The organism is Paenibacillus vini, from assembly GCF_018403325.1.
In the GTDB taxonomy this organism is placed as follows: domain Bacteria; phylum Bacillota; class Bacilli; order Paenibacillales; family Paenibacillaceae; genus Fontibacillus; species Fontibacillus vini.
Genome location: NZ_BOSL01000001.1, coordinates 538,472 through 555,434, shown reverse-complemented (window position 1 = coordinate 555,434; position 16,963 = coordinate 538,472). Strand labels below are relative to the sequence as shown.

The following is a 16,963-nucleotide window of genomic DNA, read 5'->3' as shown; positions in this document are numbered from 1 at the left end:
TTGATAAAGATTTAGCCTACTTCCTGATCAAAGCCGCCGCCCTTCGAAAATTGGCTGTTGTACAGATCGGCGTAGAATCCGCCTTGCTCCAGCAGTTGCTCATGCGTGCCTTGCTCGATTACGGATCCGTGGTTCATCACGAGGATAAGATCGGCATCCCGAATCGTCGATAACCGGTGGGCAATAACAAAGCTCGTTCTGCCCTTCATCAGCTCGTTCATCGCCTTTTGGATGTAGACCTCGGTCCGGGTATCGACACTGCTTGTCGCCTCGTCCAGGATCAGGATAGCCGGATCGGCAAGAATGGCGCGGGCAATAGTCAGAAGCTGCTTTTGCCCCTGCGAGATATTCGATGCTTCCTCGTTCAGAATCGTATCATATCCGGCTGGTAGCGTCCGGATGAAGTGATCGGCATGCGCCGTTTTGGCGGCCTGTATGATCTCTTCTTCCGTTGCGCCTTCGCGACCATAGGCGATATTCTCGCGGATCGTTCCGTTGAACTGCCATGTATCCTGCAGTACCATACCGAAGAGGCTGCGGAGATCCCCGCGTTTCATATCGGTAATATTGACGCCGTCGATCGTAATCGCCCCGTCGTTCACTTCATAGAAACGCATCAGGAGATTGATCAGCGTCGTCTTACCTGCACCGGTCGGACCGACGATGGCGATCATCTGCCCTTGAGATACTTGAATGTTCATGTCCTGAATCAGCGTATGTTCCGGGTCGTACCCGAATTTCACATGATCAAAGACTACATTGCCTTTAGGCTCCTCAAGAACGACAGGATGTGAAGCTTCCTTCACTTCTTCCTCTTCATCCAATATTTCGAAGACGCGCTCCGCCGAAGCTACCGTGGATTGAATGATGTTGGCGATATTCGCCGTCTGGGTAATCGGCATAGTAAACTGTCTTGCGTATTGGATAAACGCCTGAACATCCCCGATTTCGATACTTTTCTTCGTGACCAGAATACCCCCGACTACGGAGACGAGCACATAACCGATATTGCCGATAAAGCTCATGATCGGCATGATCACGCCGGAGATGAACTGCGCCTTCCACCCTGCATCGTATAGGCGGCCGTTAATGTCGTCAAATTGTTCCTGGGAACGTTGTTCCCGGCCGAACACTTTGATAATTTTGTGGCCGGTATACATTTCTTCCACATGTCCGTTCAGCTCTCCCAATTCTTTTTGCTGACGAATAAACTGCTTCTGGGAACGCTTGGCGATCGACGTGATCGCGATAATGCTTACCGGCAAAGTCAGCACGGCGATCAGCGTCATCAGCGGACTGATCGACAGCATCATTACCAGAACTCCGATAATCGTCAATATAGACGTGATTAGCTGGGTCAAGCTTTGCTGAAGCGTGGAGCTGATATTGTCCACGTCGTTGGTCACCCGGCTCAGAATTTCCCCGTGCGTCCGGGCATCGAAGTATTTCAGCGGCAGTCTGGACAGCTTGTCGTTCACATCACGCCGCAGGTCGTAAACGGTCTTTTGCGCGACGCCGGCCATCAGATACTGCTGGAAATAGCTGAATATCGAGCTGAGCAAGTACAGGCCGAGCAGGACCATAATGATCTGCCACACATAGTGGAAATCGATCGCCGCCCCCGGAATGCCCTTCATTTTGCCGATAATTCCTTCAAACAATTTCGTCGTTGCTTTACCCATGACTTTCGGGCTGAGAATACTAAATAGAGTACTTAAAATAGCCATAACCAGGACAGCGCCCAGTTGATATTTATGCGGACGCAAATAGCGAATCAGACGTTTTAGCGTACTTTTGAAATCCTTGGCTTTCTCTGCCGGCATCATCATGCCCGGACCGCCGGGCCCATGTCCGCCGGGTCCGCCGCGTCTGACTCCGGACCGGCCGGGACCTTTTCTTGATTGCTCCTGGCTCATGCGATCTCCTCCTCCGAAAGCTGCGAATACACGATCTCGCGGTATACGTCACAGGTCTCCATCAGTTCGTGATGCGTGCCGATCCCGGCGATCCGGCTTTCGTTCATCACGATAATGCGGTCCGCATCCAACACGGTGCTTACCCGCTGTGCCACAATAATAACGGTCGACTCGCGTGTTTCCTCTTTTAACGCAGCGCGCAGCTTGGCGTCGGTCTTGAAATCGAGCGCGGAGAAGCTGTCGTCGAAGATATAAACTTCCGCCCCCCGGACGAGCGCTCTGGCGATGGAAAGGCGCTGCTTCTGCCCGCCGGAGACGTTCGTTCCTCCCTGTGCAATCACGGAATCGTAACCTTGCTCCATTCCCGCGATGAAATCGGAAGCCTGTGCGATTTCGGCGGCATGCCAGACTTCCTCGTCCGTCGCATCCTCCTTGCCGTAACGGATATTTTCCTGAATCGTTCCTGTAAACAGGACTGCCTTTTGCGGCACAAAGCCGATCTTGGCCCGCAGCTCTTCCTGCGGCAAATCCCTTACGTCAACGCCGTCCACAAGCACTTTGCCTTCTTCCACATCATAGAAGCGAGGAATCAGACTGATCAGCGTCGACTTGCCGGAACCTGTACCGCCAATGATCGCGGTCACTTCACCGGGCTTGGCGCTAAAGGAAATGTCCTGTATCGCCGGTTGCTCCGCACCGGGATAGCTGAACGTTACATTTTGAAATTCCACATATCCCTTTTGACCGGAAGTCGATGTAGGGGTCACTGTATCCTTAATAACAGGAACCATTTCCAACACCTCATTGATCCGCACAGCCGAAGCCGAGGCCCGGGGAATCATCACGAACATCATCGATACCATGATAAGGGAGAACATAATCTGCATAGCGTATTGCAGGAATGCCATCAGATCTCCGACCTGCATATGACCGGCATCAATCCGCAGGCCGCCGTACCAGATGATCGCCACGGAAGAAACGTTCAGCACCAGCATCATAATCGGCATCATAAAGGCCATCACTTTATTTACCTTGATCGAAGTATCGGTCAAGTCGAAGTTGGCCGCGTCAAAACGCTTCTTCTCATGGTCGATCCGATTGAACGACCGAATGACCCGAATCCCGGTCAATCCTTCGCGCATAACCAGATTCAGTTTGTCAATTTTCTTCTGGATGGCTTTAAACAGCGGAATCCCTTTTCTCGCGATCAGAAAAATCGCTGCTGCCAGCACAGGCATAATGACGATAAAGATGAGCGACAAGGTCGCATCCTTCGACACAGCCATAATAATACCGCCGATACACATCATCGGCGCCATGATCATCATCCGCAGCATCATAATCAATACCTGCTGGATCTGGGTAATGTCATTGGTGGTACGGGTAATCAGCGAGGCCGTACCGATCTTATCAAACTCTTCAAGCGAGAAATTCGATACGTGGCCGAACACTTTGCCTCGCAAGGTTTTACCGAACCCGGACGCCGCCTTGGCCGAAAAATAACTTGCCCCGATCGAACAGGCCATCCCGCCCAGAGCTACAAGCAGCATAAACAGGCCTATCTTCCAAATATACGGGGTATCCCCCTTAACGACACCGGTATCCACGATATCGGACATCAAAGTAGGCAGGTACAATTCGGAGAGCGTTTGAAAAAACACCAGCACCAATACTGCCGCTACCAGCCAGCCGTATGGCTTCAAATGCCGGAAAAGCCTAGTCATTCCTATCATCTCCACTTCTCTTTTACGAATGATTGATGTCTTGTTTATGTTTCTCATCCAAATACTGAAACACCAGTTCCAACAGATCGGCAAGCTGGCTGCTCCGTTCCGGGCCCAAGAAGCTGTTTAGCTCCGTGAAGTACCGGGCATATGCCGCCTTTACCTCGCGCCTTATTTCCTCACCCTTCTCCGTGAGCTTGACGCGAACAACCCTCCGGTCTTCTTGATCATTAAACCGGGTAATCAGGCCCTGCGTCTCCAAACTGCGAACTAGCGGGGTTACCGTAGGAGGGCTCACGCCCATCATGCTGCTGATAGTTGAGATGGCCACGCCCCGATTTTCCTTTAAACTTCCTTTTTGGATAAGCAATAATACTTTAAGCTCGCTCGGGGTGAAGCCTTCCTTCGGAGTCTTATGCCACTCCGCTTTCCGGAACCGGCTTAGTACCTCCATTAAACGCTGGGCCATCGGATCCTCGCCCATATTCAAGTCATCGCCTCCATTTATTTATATACTTTAATATTTAGGTAACTTATTTATTCGTAAGCCTAATTATAGGAGCCTAAAATTCCAAAGTCAAGCAGCGCTCCTAGCGCTAAATAAACCCAAAAACGACTTCCACTAAAAAAGACCGTTCCGAACGGGTTACTCCCGAATCAGAACGGTCTGTCTCTTATTTTGCTTCCTTAGGTTGCTGCGGCTGAGCCTCTGACTCCGGCTTTTTGCCGAGATCATCCAGGCTTCTGAACTCATAACCCTGGCGGCGGGCTTCGTCGATGATCGATCCCAAGGCGGCAGCATTGTCCTTGGAAACGGAATGCAGCAGAATGACGGCCCCGGGATGAAGCTGGGATACGACTTTCTGGTAGGCGTAGGACGCCCCTTTTTGGTCATTGACATCCCAGTCCTTGTAGGCGACCGACCAAAACACGTTCGTGTACCCGAGCTCCTTCGTCACCCGCAGTACCCGTTCGCTGAATATGCCGCGCGGCGGGCGCAAATAGCGCATTTTATCGGTGCCGGTAAGCTGCGTGGACGCCTGCTTCACCCGGTCCAGCTCTTCTTTGATCTTCCCGTCCGGGATCGTCGTCATATCCGGATGGCTCCAAGAATGATTGCCGACCAAATGCCCTTCCGCTGCCATACGCTTCACAAGCTCCGGTTGGTCCTTCACATAATGGCCTGTAATAAAAAAGACTGCCGGCACCTTCTTCGTTTTTAACGTGTCCAGTATCGGCGTAGTGTACCCGTTCTCATACCCGTTATCAAAGGTTAGGAACAGGTCTTTGCGGGACGTATCCCCCAAAAAAATCGCGCCGTGCCGATCTACGATCTCCTTAAAACCTTCCTCGTTAATGGAAGGAAGCTGACCGCCCACACTTCTTTTAAATCCGAAATGATAAGGCACATCGGCAGCGACAGCGGCAGAGGCCATTTCAGTCTTGGCTGTAGCCGCAGCAGAAGCCGCAGCATTCCCTACGGCTGCAGGGCTGAGAAGAAAACAGGCAAGCAGCCCCGGAATCAAGGCAACCTTCATAAGGAAAGTTCTCTCCTTCTTCATGAATTGTTGTGTTAAAGAAACCTGGCAGTTCGAGCTCCAGCTTGCAAGCTCTGCTCCAGTGCTCTGCTTAACTTCAGCCTTTTTTGCCGGAAATATGCATGCCTTATAGATTCATTCATAGCACAAAGGTGTAGCTGAGTTCTATTTCTTCTCGGCCAGATGGCTATGCTTATAGCCGTACATGAAGTAAACGCATAACCCCAGCGCCATCCAGATCAGGAAAGCGATCCAGGTGATCCCCGGCAGGCTGATCAGCAGGTACCCGCAGGTGAGCACCGCAATGATCGGAATCAGCGGAACGAGCGGCACTTTAAAGGACCGTTGCAAATCGGGGCGGGTTTTCCGCAAGATCACGATCCCGAGGGAAACGGCAATAAAGGCGAACAAGGTTCCGATACTCACCAGATCCGCCAGCTTGTTCAGCGGAATGACCCCGGCGAAGATGGCAACTACAATGCCGGTCACCCAAGTACTGACCGCAGGCGCCCCCGTTTTCGGATGCAGCCGGGACAGCTTCTCCGGGAGCAGGCCGTCGCGGCCGATTGCGTAAAAAAGACGGGTTTGTCCGAACAGAAGCACGAACAGCACCGTGGTGATCCCGACGATCGCGCCGAGTGAAATAAAGCCGGCCACCCAATCCTGATGGATGAATTGGAGTGCAAAAGCAACCGGGTTTTTTACATCCAGCAGCGTGTACGGCACCATGCCGGTCAATACCGCGGTGACCAGAATATAGAGCAAGGAGCAGACGACCAAGGACCAGATGATCCCTTTGGGCAGGTCCTTTTGCGGATTTTTGACTTCTTCGGCCGCTGTAGCGACGACATCGAAGCCGATGTAAGACAGGAATGCCGTGGCTGCGCCGGTGACCACGCCGCTGAAGCCGTACGGCATGAACGGTGTCCAGTTGGACGGCTTCACATAGAACGCACCGACGGAAATGAACAGAATAATGACCGCTACTTTAATAATTACCATAATAGAGTTAAGCCGGGTGGATTCCTTGGCCCCGCGTGACACGACAAAAGTAAGCAAAAGCACGATCAGAACCGCAGGCAAATCAAAGTAGGTTCCCCCTGCCGGATTAAAAGCGCTGCTGATCGCTTTGGGGATTTCCAGTCCAAATCCCGATAACAGTCCTTGAAAATAGCCCGACCAGCCGCTCGCTACCATAGAGGCGGCGAAGCCGTACTCCAGGATCAAGTCCCAGCCAAGAATCCAGGCGATGATTTCGCCGAAGGTTGCGTAGCTGTACGTGTAGGCGCTTCCCGATACGGGAACCATAGAGGCAAATTCCGCATAGCACAGCGCGCAGAACGCACAGACGATTCCCGCCAGCAAAAAGGATAAGATAAGGCCTGGCCCGGCGTGCTTGGCGGCAGCCACTCCGGTCAACACAAAAATCCCGGTGCCGACTACACAGCCCACACCGAGCATGGTCAGATCAAATACGCCAAGCTCCTTCTTCAATCCTCCAGCACTGGAGGCCGCTTTTTCTTGAAGCATGGATGTAATCGATTTTCTTCTAAAAAAACTCATCTAGGCTCTGTCCCCTAATATTGAAGTATTTAAACACATTCCGTAATTATAATAAAACCGAACTTACATGACTAGGCAGCTCTACATGGTTAATTTACCCAAAAAGTGAACATTTCGTGGTTTTTTTATACATTAAAGAGAATATTCGTTATCCCCAGGAGAAGTCAGAACCTCTTGCGCAAATCGGATCCATTCCCGGGTAGCAAACGATAAATATCGGTCTTCTCGCCATATAATGCCCAATTTCCAAGGAATAACCGGGTTCACAAGGGACAGAATCCGAACCCGCTCCTTACCGATTTCACGGCAAATCGTCTCCGGCAGCAGGGTGATTCCGAGGCCGACGCCCACCATCTCACTGATCAGATCCCACTGGGAGCTTTCATATATAACATGCGGTTGAAACCCCGCCTTGGCGCATTCCGCGATAATCCGGTCGTGCAGCGTAAAATCCTGCCGGAAAAGAACAAACCCGTCACCCGCCAGCTCCGCCAATTCTACCTGTTCCCGGTCGGCCAGCGGATGTGAAGGATGCACCACCAAATTCAGCTTTTCCTCGACAAACGGAAAACTGCACAGCCCCTCCTGGACTGTTGGCAGCACCGCCACCCCGACCTCCAGCAGCCCGTCCGCAACGTCGGACTCCACCTTCTTCGCCCCATCCTCAAACAGTTGGATCGTAATCTCAGGATAGCGCTGATGAAATTGGCCAATGACCCGCGGGAAGAAACTCGAGCCCACCATAGGGGGCAGTCCGATCCGGATATGTCCTCTTTTCAGGTTTCTCAAGTCATCCAGTTCCGCCGTCAAATTTTGAAAAGAGGTGACGATCTGTTGTGCCTGCGTAACGATTAGCTGCCCGGCATCGGTCAGCTCTACTCTTTTACCGACCCTGTCGAACAGGACAACCCCAAGTTCTTCTTCCATCCCCTTTATCGTTTTGCTGATCGTCGGCTGAGTAACAAAAAGTGCGCTGGCTGCTTTTGTAAAGCTCTTCAGGCGCGCAACCTCGATCAGATACTGCATCTGCCGGATATCCATCTTTCGCGTGTCCCTTCTACATTGACTGTTTTACCATAGACAAATGGAATGCTATTCATTCAGTATATTCATTTTACCCATGAAAGCAATTGATGTAATATTTTCAATATCAAATCTAACTTTGCAGAAAGGAGCCCACGACCTATGGGAATGGTTAAAACGATCGGAAAAATCGTGATGCAGGTAGCTATTCTGATCCTGATCTCGATAGCAATGAATTTCCTGGCGCAGTGGCTTCATCTGCCGATACCGGGATCCATTCTGGGCATTATCGTCCTTTTCACATTACTAAAAACGAACATCATCAAATTGACATGGATCGAGCAGGGGGCGAATTGGCTGCTTGCCGAGTTGCTGCTGTTCTTCATCCCTGCCGCGGTAGGTGTCATGAAATATATTCCGTTACTGGAGCACGACGGTGTACGGATACTTATTGTAGTCATCTCCAGTACGGTAATCGTTATGGTCAGTTCCGGCCTGGTCGCCTCTCAAATCGCCAAAAGAAAGGAGCGCAAGCTATCATGATTCCAGGCTTGATCTGTCTAATCGTTACGCTCGTTGTTTATGGATTGTCGAAACAATTGTACCGCATCCGGCCGCGGGTATATTTGTCGCCGCTGCTTATTACTCCGCTTGTGCTGGTCATCGGATTAATCTGGATCTCTGTTCCTTACGAAACTTATCATAGCGGAGGAAAATGGCTCAGCGCTCTGCTGCAGCCGGCCACCATTGCTTTTGCGGTGCCTCTTTACAAATACTATAACGTGCTGAAAAAGCATGCGGTGGAAATTCTGGTCAGTGTCCTCACCGGCTCGGTGGTAGCAATGATCTCCTCCGCAATCCTGGCGGAGTGGATGCATCTGGATGCCCAGCTCGTCAGCAGCTTGATCCCCCGTTCCGTTACGACCCCGATCGCCATGAGCGTATCGCAGGTGATCGGCGGGGTTCCGAACATCACCGCAGTCTTTGTTATTTTGACCGGCCTTCTGGGTGCCATGCTCGGACCGATGGTCATGAAGCTGTTCCGCATCGAAGGCGAGGTTGCCCGCGGCGTCTTGTTCGGTACGAGCGCTCACGGCACCGGCACCTCCAAGGCGTTTGAGCTGAGCTCCCTGACCGGAACGATCTCCAGCATCTCGATGATTCTGGCCGCCCTGTTCACGCTGGGCGTGGCGCCGATGCTGATCTCAGTGCTTATTCGTTAATTCGAAGTAAGTACTTTAACTATTGTTTCCTCCTAATTTTCATATATTGATTTCTCTCTTGGACCCTGCCATTGGCGGGGTCGTTTTTTTTTCGCCATAGCGATATTTAGGGTTATACAATTCCATTCATATTTAACGGTAACTTTACCCCGCGTTGATGCCGGGATAATCCCCCTTTCCTAAACTGATAGAGATATCTCTACCAAGCCGAATTGAAAGGAGAGCATCCCCGTGAATTCTTCCGCCCAAAATGCACCCGCTCCGGCCGTAACTCCGGCATCTTCTTATAAAGCGGTTCGCGCAAAAAAACGGAGCCTGTCCCGCCTAAAGGAACCCGCTTTGGCTTACCTCTTTCTGGCGCCATCCATTTTGCTTTTTGGATTGTTTCTGCTCTACCCGTTGATGCGCTCCCTATACCTCAGTCTCTTCCTGACCGACCCCCGCGGCCATATCGCCGCTTATGTCGGGTTCGATAACTTCCGGCAGTTGCTGACCTCCTCCTCATTTTGGAGCAGTCTCGCCGTAACCGGAAAATTCGCGCTCATCACCGTACCCGGCGGGCTTCTGCTCGGTTTGATCATGTCCGCGCTCGCCCATTCCCGGCTCAAGGGGATGTGGATTTTCCAGTTTATATTCTCGCTGCCACTGGCGCTCTCGGTGAGCACTTCCGCCGTCATATGGATGATGCTTTTTCATCCTACCCTCGGGATGTTCAATTACTTTCTCGATCTGGCCGGGTTTCCGGCCGTGCAATGGCTAACCGATCCGAAGTGGGCGCTGCTGTCCATTTCCGTCATGACGATATGGATGAACTCAGGCTTCAACTTCATCGTGCTGCTCAGCGGGCTACAGGGCATCCCCGAAGACATGTACGACAGCGCAAAGGTCGACGGAGCCGGCCCGGTCCGGACTTTCGTACGGATTATTCTGCCGCTTCTATCTCCCGTCGTTTTCTTTTTGACGGTCGTTTCGCTTATCGGAGCTTTTCAAGCATTTGGACAGATGCATATTTTAACCAAGGGCGGCCCCGCCGGCTCTACAGAGGTTCTTGTATATTCCATCTATAAAGAAGCCTTCGTCAACTATCAATTCGGCACCGGCAGCGCCATGGCCATCGTGCTCTTTGTGCTCATCATGATTCTGACGCTGATTCAATTCACTCTTGTGGAAAAGAAGGTGCATTATCAATGACGCTCCCCCTCCCGCTTCGGAAAAGCGCGGTATATCTCTTGTTGTGCCTGATGGCGCTCTTTATTGTATATCCGCTGCTCTATACGTTCCTCTCCGTCTTTATGACCCCGGAGGAGACCAATCAATTCCCGCCCAAGCTGCTGCCTTCCAGTCTATATCTGGGCAGCCTCGAGGCAGTAATCGACCTCATTCCAGTAGGGCGTTTTATCCTTAACAGCTTTCTCGTCTCTGGCCTGGTGATGATCGGGCAACTCATTACTGCCAGCTTGGCTGCGTATGCCTTCGCGTTTATTTCCTTTCGCGGAAAAGCGATTTGGTTCGCCGTCTTTCTATCGACCATGATGATTCCATGGGAGGTTACGATGATTCCCAACTTCCTATTGATCAAATCATGGAATTGGCTCGACACCTACCCGGGGCTGGTCTTTCCTTTTCTGGCTTCGGCATTCGGGGTTTTCCTGCTCCGCCAGTTCTATCTGCAGCTGCCCAAGGAACTGTTCGAAGCCGCAAAAATGGATGGATGCGGGCATTTGCGGTATTTTGCCAACATCGTCCTGCCGCTCTCCCGCCCGGGACTTGCCACCTTGGCCGTATATGTCTTCCTGAACACCTGGAATATGTACCTTTGGCCATTGCTCATCACCAATACCGCCGAAATGCGCACCGTTCAAATCGGGGTCAGCATGCTGCAATTCGAGGAATTCACCGCCTGGAACATCGTATTGTCCGGTGTGGCGCTCGTCCTGCTGCCGTCTCTGCTGCTGATCGTTCTCGGTCTTAAACAGCTTGTCCGCGGCTTGACCGCGGGGGCGGTAAAGGGGTAGCCGCTCGACGTTATCCGTAAAGATCCCCGTCCTTCAGGACGGTTTTAAATACAAAATCTTATATTTATAAGATGATTTAAAAGAAGGGGATGCAGGCAAGGGAGTAAAATGATTCCGAAGAAGTTCAAAGCTTTCTGCAAGAAAGCTGCATCGGAAGCATAGGCTGCGGTCGCCTTTGGTTCCGGATTTCTACCGATTCAGATTCTATAAGATCAAGAAATCTGGAACCAACAGCGATCATAGGAACATTTTACGTACTTGCCCCCCATCCCCTTTAATAGTTCATCTTATATAAAAAGGAGAGAACCATCCGAAATGAGACAACCGAAGCTGAAAAGTTCCTTATTGCTGATTACCGTATTGCTGCTGTCCATGCTGGCGACGGCCTGCGGAGGGGCCAATACGAATACCGCGTCCAATGCCGGAGCGGCAAGCAACAACAAACAAGCTGCCAACGCAAACTCAAACGGGAACAAAGAAGAGACCTCCGCATCCAAGACTAAAGTGGTCTGGTGGCATTCCATGGGCGGAGAGCTGGGCAAAGCGGCGGATCAGTTAGTGACGGACTTCAACGCCTCGCAAAGCACCGTAGAAGTCGAAGCCGTTTATCAAGGCACCTACGACGAGAGCTTGAATAAAATGAAAGCCTCTTTGGATTCCAAGAGCGGACCGTCCCTGATCCAGGTATACGAAATTGGCTCCCGCTTCATGATCGATTCCGGCGCCATCACCCCGGTCCAGAACTTTATCGACCAGGAGAGTTACGATGTCAGCCAGTTGGAGGAGAACATCGCCGGCTATTACACGTTTGATGGCAAACAATACTCCATGCCGTTTAATACCTCCAATCCGATTCTCTACTATAATAAGGACTTATTTAAAGCCGCCGGACTCGACCCGGAGAAGGCGCCAGCTACATATGAGGAAGTAAAACAGGCTGCCGATAAGCTGGCACAAAAGGGAGCCCCCGCTTCCTTCGCGATCTACGGCTGGTTTATGGAGCAATTCTTTGCAAATCAGGGAGCGGAGTACGTGAACAACGGAAACGGCCGGACCGCTCCGGCTGATGCTTCACTCGTAAACAGCGAAGCCGGCACGAAGACTCTGGATTGGTGGAAAGGCCTCATCGACAGTAAAGCCGCCATCAATCTCGGACGTAAAACGGATGATACGAAAAAGGCGTTCCTCGCCGGACAAATCAGTATGACGCTGGATTCTACGGCTAGCCTGCGCGGCATCGTTGACGGCGTAGGGGATAAATTCGAAGTCGGCACCGCATTCCTGCCGAAACCCGACGGTACGGAGGACGGCGGCGTAGTAGTCGGCGGAGCGAGCTTGTGGATCTTAAACAACAAGCCGGAAGCCGAGCAGCAAGCCGCCTGGGAATTCATCAAATTCCTGGCTCAGCCGGATACCCAAGCGAAATGGCATATTTCTACCGGTTATTTCCCAATCACGAAGAAGGCCTATGAAGAACAAATCGTGAAGGATAATCTGGCCAAATATCCGCAGTTCCAAACGGCGATCGACCAGCTTCATGCCAGCAAACCAAGCCAGGCAACGCAAGGCGCTGTAATGGGCGTGTTCCCTGAAGCCCGGCAAATCGTGGAAAGCGCCATCGAGGAAGCGCTCGGAGGCTCCAAGACGACGAAGCAAGCCCTGGACGATGCCTCTAAAGAGATTAGTAGCAAAATAGAAAACTATAATAAAACCGTCAAGTAACAGTAACTTTCATGTGAGTAGCAACGTTAATATTTTGTCGGCTCGAATTTGGAATAAAGAGGCTGCCTTCCACCCGGAAGAACGGCCTCTTTTTCGATTCAGCAACGGGGGCGCATTCGTATTTTTTGCATTGTCGATTATTGCCGTCTGGGGTATGATCATATTATTTGAATACTATTCTTAATCTAGCAAAGAGGTGTACACAGGACTTGCTGTTTAACTCTTACGAATTCATTTTTGCCTTCTGGCCCGTCTCATTTGTCGTCTATTTTTTACTAAATCGCTTTTGCCCCCCGATTATCGGAAAACTGTGGTTGGCCCTCGCGTCCCTGTTTTTCTATTCCTGGTGGAGCATTAAGTCCCTACCGCTGATTCTCGCTTCAATCGCCTTCAACTACATTATGGGCCGCGCCATCAGCCATGCTGATAAATCCAGGTCCGTCCGAAAGCTGCTGCTTACGCTCGCGATTACCGGGGATGTTCTGCTGCTCGGCTATTATAAGTATGCCGATTTCCTGATAACCAACGTAAATTCGCTGTTCTCCGCGCAACTTCAACTGTTGCAATTGGCTCTGCCGCTCGGAATCAGCTTCTTTACCTTTACACAAATCGCCTATCTGGTTGACGCCTACCGGGGTTCGGCCAAGGAGTACAGCATCGTAAATTACGTGCTCTTCGTAACCTTCTATCCTCATTTAATCGCAGGTCCGATCCTTCATCATAAAGAAATGATGCCGCAATTCGACCGGGCCCGCAGCAAAGTAATTATTCCGGGCAATGTTGCAAGAGGATTGTTCGTATTCTGCATCGGTCTGTTCAAGAAAGTCGTCATTGCCGACACTTTAGCTCCGATCGCAACGCAAGGCTTTGACGTATCCGCCCATTTAGGGTTCGTGGAAGCCTGGACTACGTCGCTGGCCTATACATTGCAGCTGTACTTTGATTTCAGCGGTTATTCCGACATGGCGATAGGGATCGCCCTGCTCTTCAACATCAAGCTGCCGATTAACTTCAACTCACCATACAAAGCCCTCAGCATCCAGGACTTCTGGCGTCGCTGGCACATGACACTGAGCCGTTTTCTCAGGGATTATATCTATATTCCGTTGGGGGGCAACCGCAAAGGTCATTTCCGCACCTACTTCAACCTGGTCGCCACCTTCGTGATCGGCGGGATTTGGCATGGCGCGGGCTGGACATTTATCATCTGGGGTCTGATGCACGGTGTCGCTCAGGTCATCCAACGTTTGTGGAAAAAAACCGGAATCGTGCTCCCGAATTGGGTTGCCTGGTTCATTACGTTTATGTTCATCAACTTCAGTTGGGTGTTTTTCCGCGCCAAAACATGGGATGACGCTATCAAAGTGTTCCGCGGCATGTTCGATATCGGGTCCATCGACCTGTCGATGAGTCTGCTGGGACAAGTTCTGCTGATTTTCGTAGGACTGGTAGTTGCCGTCTTTGCCCGCAACTCGATGGAAATGAACAAGAAATTCCGGCCTAACCTGAGACACGCCGCGTTCATCGCGTTCCTGTTCGTGTTCTCCGTCTTGTATTTTAACCAAGTCAGCGAATTCCTGTATTTCACATTCTAAAAAATATCCCGGATATTCATCATTCTGCGAAAGGGAGATCACTTCTTGAAGAACCTTCGTTTTATTGTTTCGTTCCTCGTCTTTATCGTGCTGTTCGGCGCGATCGTCGGAACGTTCGTATATGCCGTCGACCCTCTCCAGCAATACCGGAAGGCGTCTTATCAGCCTCTTTTCTCGGGGGAACAACGCTATCAGAACCCGGGGCTGGCCAAAAATTACAAATACGACATGGTCATTATCGGCAGCTCCATGACAGAGAATTTCATTCCATCCCAGGTCGGCGAGACACTCGGCGGCAATGTGCTTAAGCTGTCGACGGAGGGCTCAACCGCCAAGGAGCAAAGCATGATCGCCGATGTAGCTTTCGGTACCGGACAAGTTAAAAAAGTACTTTGGGGCCTCGATTACTTCTCGTTGCGTGAAAATTCCGTGCGGGATGAACAGTCTTTTCCCTTTTACTTATACGACGATAACAAGCTTAACGACTATAAATATATTTTCAATATCTCTAATGTAAAGCATGCTTTCGGCGCCCTGTTTCTGCCCAAGGACAAGTATCCCCAATACCGCAATTTGGAGAAGCTCAATTACTGGGGGGGCTATGCTAAATATGGCGCGGATCGCGTCATGACCAAATGGAAAGAGGCATGGAACTCCGAGCAGACAACATCGGTAAACGAGCCTTCGCTGGACGTAGTTAAACAGCGGTTTCAGGACAATATTCTGAGACTGGTTAAGGAACATCCGGAAGTAGAGTTTACGTTCTATTACCCGCCGTATTCCGTCATCCGCCAGCAGGTATGGTACAGTTTGAATCCGGAACGCTTCGCCAATCAAATGGCTATGAAAAAGTATATGTTCGAGCAATTCAGCGCCTTTGACAATGTGAGTATTTACGACTTCCAAAGCGATGACTCCATCACCTACGATCTCGGTGTATACAAAGACTTGTCGCATCACTCGGCGGAAGTGAATCAGCGCATTGCGGAAGAAATCGCTGTGGGAACGAACAAGGTCACCGCCGAAAACGTGGATCAGTTCAACAAGGATCTTGAGCAACAGGTGCAGAGCCTGGTCATCAATGAAAACGGACCCCTCTTCTCGCTTACTTTGACCGTCGACGGACAGCCGGCTTCCTTCCAGCAAATCCCGACTACGTCTAAGGATCAGGTCCGCGTTCCGTTGAAAGATTTCGCGGAAGGCATCGGAGCGGAATTCATTTATGATACCGCCGCCAAGAAAGCAACCCTGACTCTCGGCGATAAAGAGCTCGTGCTTAGCGTCAATGATCCGCTGGCAAGCGTGAACGGGGAAGCTGTGAATCTGGATTCGCAGCCCGTCATCGTCAAGGGCCGGCTGGTCGGACCTGTTGTACAGTTGACCCAACTTTTAGGCGGAGAAATTACGACCACCGAAGTTAATGGGGATCCTCATTTCGTGAACTATGATATAACATTTTAAGAAAAAAGCTCTCTTCCCGCGATGCAGGGAAGAGAGCTTTTTGATTATGACGGCCGAGCCTGACGAATCAATCTAATTACTCGGGGGCGCCCGCGATTGTCACCGGCTTGCCGGTTGCGGCCGATTCCAGCGCAGCGCATGTTACCCGCTGTGTCTTCACGGCATCGGCGTAGCCGGAAAGAATCCCGGACGTATCTCCGGTTCGCAACGCATGGATAAAGGCTTCGCTTTCTTTTACATAAGGATTATCATCTATTACATAAGAGCTCTTCTCTCCCGCTCGTGTTACTTCCAAACGATCCGGGTTCCAGTCCAGAATTCCTTCGTCGGTATACAGCTTCAGGCCAACTTCACCCACACCGCCCGGCAAAACGCAGGTATTTGAAATATTCGCAATAGCCCCGCTATGCAGTTTGAGGGTGACCGTGCCCACATCCGCAACATTTACATTTTCAAATTGATTATGAACTACGCGGTTGCCATAGGTCGCATAAACTTCTTCCACTTCGCCGGCCGTATAGCGCAGCAGATCCACGATATGCGTCGTCTGTTCGATAAACTGGCCGCCGGAGCCATCTTGCCTTCTCCACCAGGAAACCTGCGGCATATCTCCCATCCAGGTGCCGAGAGCCATCCCGATCGTTCGGCCATCCAAAGCATCCTTCATCTTCTGAATGGAGGCTTTGTAACGGAAGTGGTAGCCTACGGAATGAATGACCGGCTTCTTCTCCAGGCTATTCAGAATGCTAAGCGGGGTATCAAGCTCGGCGCCGAGCGGCTTTTCTACCAAAAACGGAATTCCCCGCTCGATCAGCTCGGCTTCAATGTCGCCATGGGACATCGGCGGAATACAGAGGTATACGGCATCCAGTTTCCCTCCATCCAGCATCTCGGTCAAACTGGCATAGCCGCGAGCTCCGGAATATCGCGCCGCCAGGGATTCTGCCTTGGGCAAGCTTGTTCCGCTAACTGCCGCAACCCGAACTCCATCCATCCCGGCCAAAATATCGCCATGCACTTTGCTGAACCAGCCCGTACCTACAATTCCGATATTCAAATCCATGTTGTCTGCCTCCTGAATTCGTTTTGTCTTATTTCTTAAGCGTAGCGGTTATTTAGGCGAATCACAAGGGGAGCAAAGTTTCGGAAACGCAAAAACCAGTGGCAGAAAATGGAACCCTGT

General features: G+C 51.1%; 14 protein-coding genes. 7 read left to right on the top strand and 7 right to left on the bottom strand.

Annotated features, from left to right (window positions below; genetic code table 11):
* Window positions 1-11: 11 nt before the first annotated feature.
* From KJS57_RS02495 to cidR, 6 genes are all read right to left on the bottom strand, one after another.
* Window positions 12-1,916: an ABC transporter ATP-binding protein gene (locus tag KJS57_RS02495; protein ID WP_213653643.1), complete on the bottom strand. Its 1,905-nt coding sequence runs from the start codon at window positions 1,914-1,916 to the stop codon at window positions 12-14.
* Window positions 1,913-3,640, bottom strand: coding sequence for an ABC transporter ATP-binding protein (locus KJS57_RS02490; RefSeq protein ID WP_213653642.1), 1,728 nt, complete (start codon window positions 3,638-3,640; stop codon window positions 1,913-1,915). The genes KJS57_RS02495 and KJS57_RS02490 overlap by 4 nt, the downstream gene beginning before the upstream one ends.
* A gap of 22 nt (window positions 3,641-3,662) precedes the next feature.
* A complete protein-coding gene (locus KJS57_RS02485; protein WP_244861380.1) occupies window positions 3,663-4,124 on the bottom strand; it encodes a MarR family winged helix-turn-helix transcriptional regulator in 462 nt (153 codons plus the stop codon).
* 190 nt (window positions 4,125-4,314) lie between these two features.
* A complete protein-coding gene (gene pdaA / locus KJS57_RS02480; RefSeq protein ID WP_244861379.1) occupies window positions 4,315-5,076 on the bottom strand; it encodes a delta-lactam-biosynthetic de-N-acetylase in 762 nt (253 codons plus the stop codon).
* A 267-nt stretch (window positions 5,077-5,343) separates the two neighbouring features.
* A complete protein-coding gene (bcaP, locus tag KJS57_RS02475; protein ID WP_213653640.1) occupies window positions 5,344-6,741 on the bottom strand; it encodes a branched-chain amino acid transporter BcaP in 1,398 nt (465 codons plus the stop codon).
* A gap of 132 nt (window positions 6,742-6,873) precedes the next feature.
* On the bottom strand, window positions 6,874-7,782 hold the full coding sequence (cidR, locus tag KJS57_RS02470) for a cidABC operon transcriptional activator CidR (protein WP_213653639.1): 909 nt from the start codon (window positions 7,780-7,782) through the stop codon (window positions 6,874-6,876).
* A 144-nt stretch (window positions 7,783-7,926) separates the two neighbouring features.
* On the opposite strand from cidR, the gene KJS57_RS02465 reads away from it, so the two are divergent.
* From KJS57_RS02465 to KJS57_RS02435, 7 genes are all read left to right on the top strand, one after another.
* Complete coding sequence (locus tag KJS57_RS02465; protein ID WP_211022740.1) at window positions 7,927-8,307, top strand: CidA/LrgA family protein; 381 nt, start codon at window positions 7,927-7,929, stop codon at window positions 8,305-8,307.
* Complete coding sequence (locus KJS57_RS02460; protein ID WP_211022741.1) at window positions 8,304-8,987, top strand: CidB/LrgB family autolysis modulator; 684 nt, start codon at window positions 8,304-8,306, stop codon at window positions 8,985-8,987. Before KJS57_RS02465 ends, KJS57_RS02460 begins: the two co-directional genes overlap by 4 nt.
* Window positions 8,988-9,218: 231 nt before the next feature.
* Window positions 9,219-10,178 (top strand): carbohydrate ABC transporter permease, encoded by a 960-nt coding sequence (locus KJS57_RS02455; RefSeq protein WP_213653638.1) that lies wholly within the window; start codon window positions 9,219-9,221, stop codon window positions 10,176-10,178.
* Window positions 10,175-11,002, top strand: coding sequence for a carbohydrate ABC transporter permease (locus tag KJS57_RS02450; protein ID WP_213653637.1), 828 nt, complete (start codon window positions 10,175-10,177; stop codon window positions 11,000-11,002). The genes KJS57_RS02455 and KJS57_RS02450 overlap by 4 nt, the downstream gene beginning before the upstream one ends.
* A 315-nt stretch (window positions 11,003-11,317) precedes the next feature.
* Window positions 11,318-12,724 carry an ABC transporter substrate-binding protein gene (locus KJS57_RS02445; RefSeq protein ID WP_213653636.1) on the top strand — a complete coding sequence of 469 codons (1,407 nt, stop codon included), beginning with the start codon at window positions 11,318-11,320 and terminating at the stop codon, window positions 12,722-12,724.
* A gap of 209 nt (window positions 12,725-12,933) precedes the next feature.
* The gene (locus tag KJS57_RS02440; RefSeq protein ID WP_213653635.1) at window positions 12,934-14,319 is read left to right on the top strand and encodes an MBOAT family O-acyltransferase; all 1,386 of its coding nucleotides are present in this window, start codon (window positions 12,934-12,936) and stop codon (window positions 14,317-14,319) included.
* Window positions 14,320-14,364: 45 nt separating this feature from the next.
* The gene (locus KJS57_RS02435) at window positions 14,365-15,780 is read left to right on the top strand and encodes a copper amine oxidase N-terminal domain-containing protein (protein ID WP_213653634.1); all 1,416 of its coding nucleotides are present in this window, start codon (window positions 14,365-14,367) and stop codon (window positions 15,778-15,780) included.
* A 76-nt stretch (window positions 15,781-15,856) separates the two neighbouring features.
* On the opposite strand, the gene KJS57_RS02430 is transcribed toward KJS57_RS02435, so the two are convergent.
* Complete coding sequence (locus KJS57_RS02430) at window positions 15,857-16,843, bottom strand: Gfo/Idh/MocA family protein (RefSeq protein WP_213653633.1); 987 nt, start codon at window positions 16,841-16,843, stop codon at window positions 15,857-15,859.
* Window positions 16,844-16,963 lie beyond the last annotated feature (120 nt).

Coding starts and splice junctions, on each gene's coding strand:
- KJS57_RS02495 (WP_213653643.1), bottom strand. CDS start 1,916: ATGAGCCAGGAGCAATCAAGAAAAGGTCCCGGCCGGTCCGGAGTCAGA.
- KJS57_RS02490 (WP_213653642.1), bottom strand. CDS start 3,640: ATGACTAGGCTTTTCCGGCATTTGAAGCCATACGGCTGGCTGGTAGCG.
- KJS57_RS02485 (WP_244861380.1), bottom strand. CDS start 4,124: ATGGGCGAGGATCCGATGGCCCAGCGTTTAATGGAGGTACTAAGCCGG.
- pdaA (WP_244861379.1), bottom strand. CDS start 5,076: ATGGCCTCTGCCGCTGTCGCTGCCGATGTGCCTTATCATTTCGGATTT.
- bcaP (WP_213653640.1), bottom strand. CDS start 6,741: ATGAGTTTTTTTAGAAGAAAATCGATTACATCCATGCTTCAAGAAAAA.
- cidR (WP_213653639.1), bottom strand. CDS start 7,782: ATGGATATCCGGCAGATGCAGTATCTGATCGAGGTTGCGCGCCTGAAG.
- KJS57_RS02465 (WP_211022740.1), top strand. CDS start 7,927: ATGGGAATGGTTAAAACGATCGGAAAAATCGTGATGCAGGTAGCTATT.
- KJS57_RS02460 (WP_211022741.1), top strand. CDS start 8,304: ATGATTCCAGGCTTGATCTGTCTAATCGTTACGCTCGTTGTTTATGGA.
- KJS57_RS02450 (WP_213653637.1), top strand. CDS start 10,175: ATGACGCTCCCCCTCCCGCTTCGGAAAAGCGCGGTATATCTCTTGTTG.
- KJS57_RS02445 (WP_213653636.1), top strand. CDS start 11,318: ATGAGACAACCGAAGCTGAAAAGTTCCTTATTGCTGATTACCGTATTG.
- KJS57_RS02430 (WP_213653633.1), bottom strand. CDS start 16,843: ATGGATTTGAATATCGGAATTGTAGGTACGGGCTGGTTCAGCAAAGTG.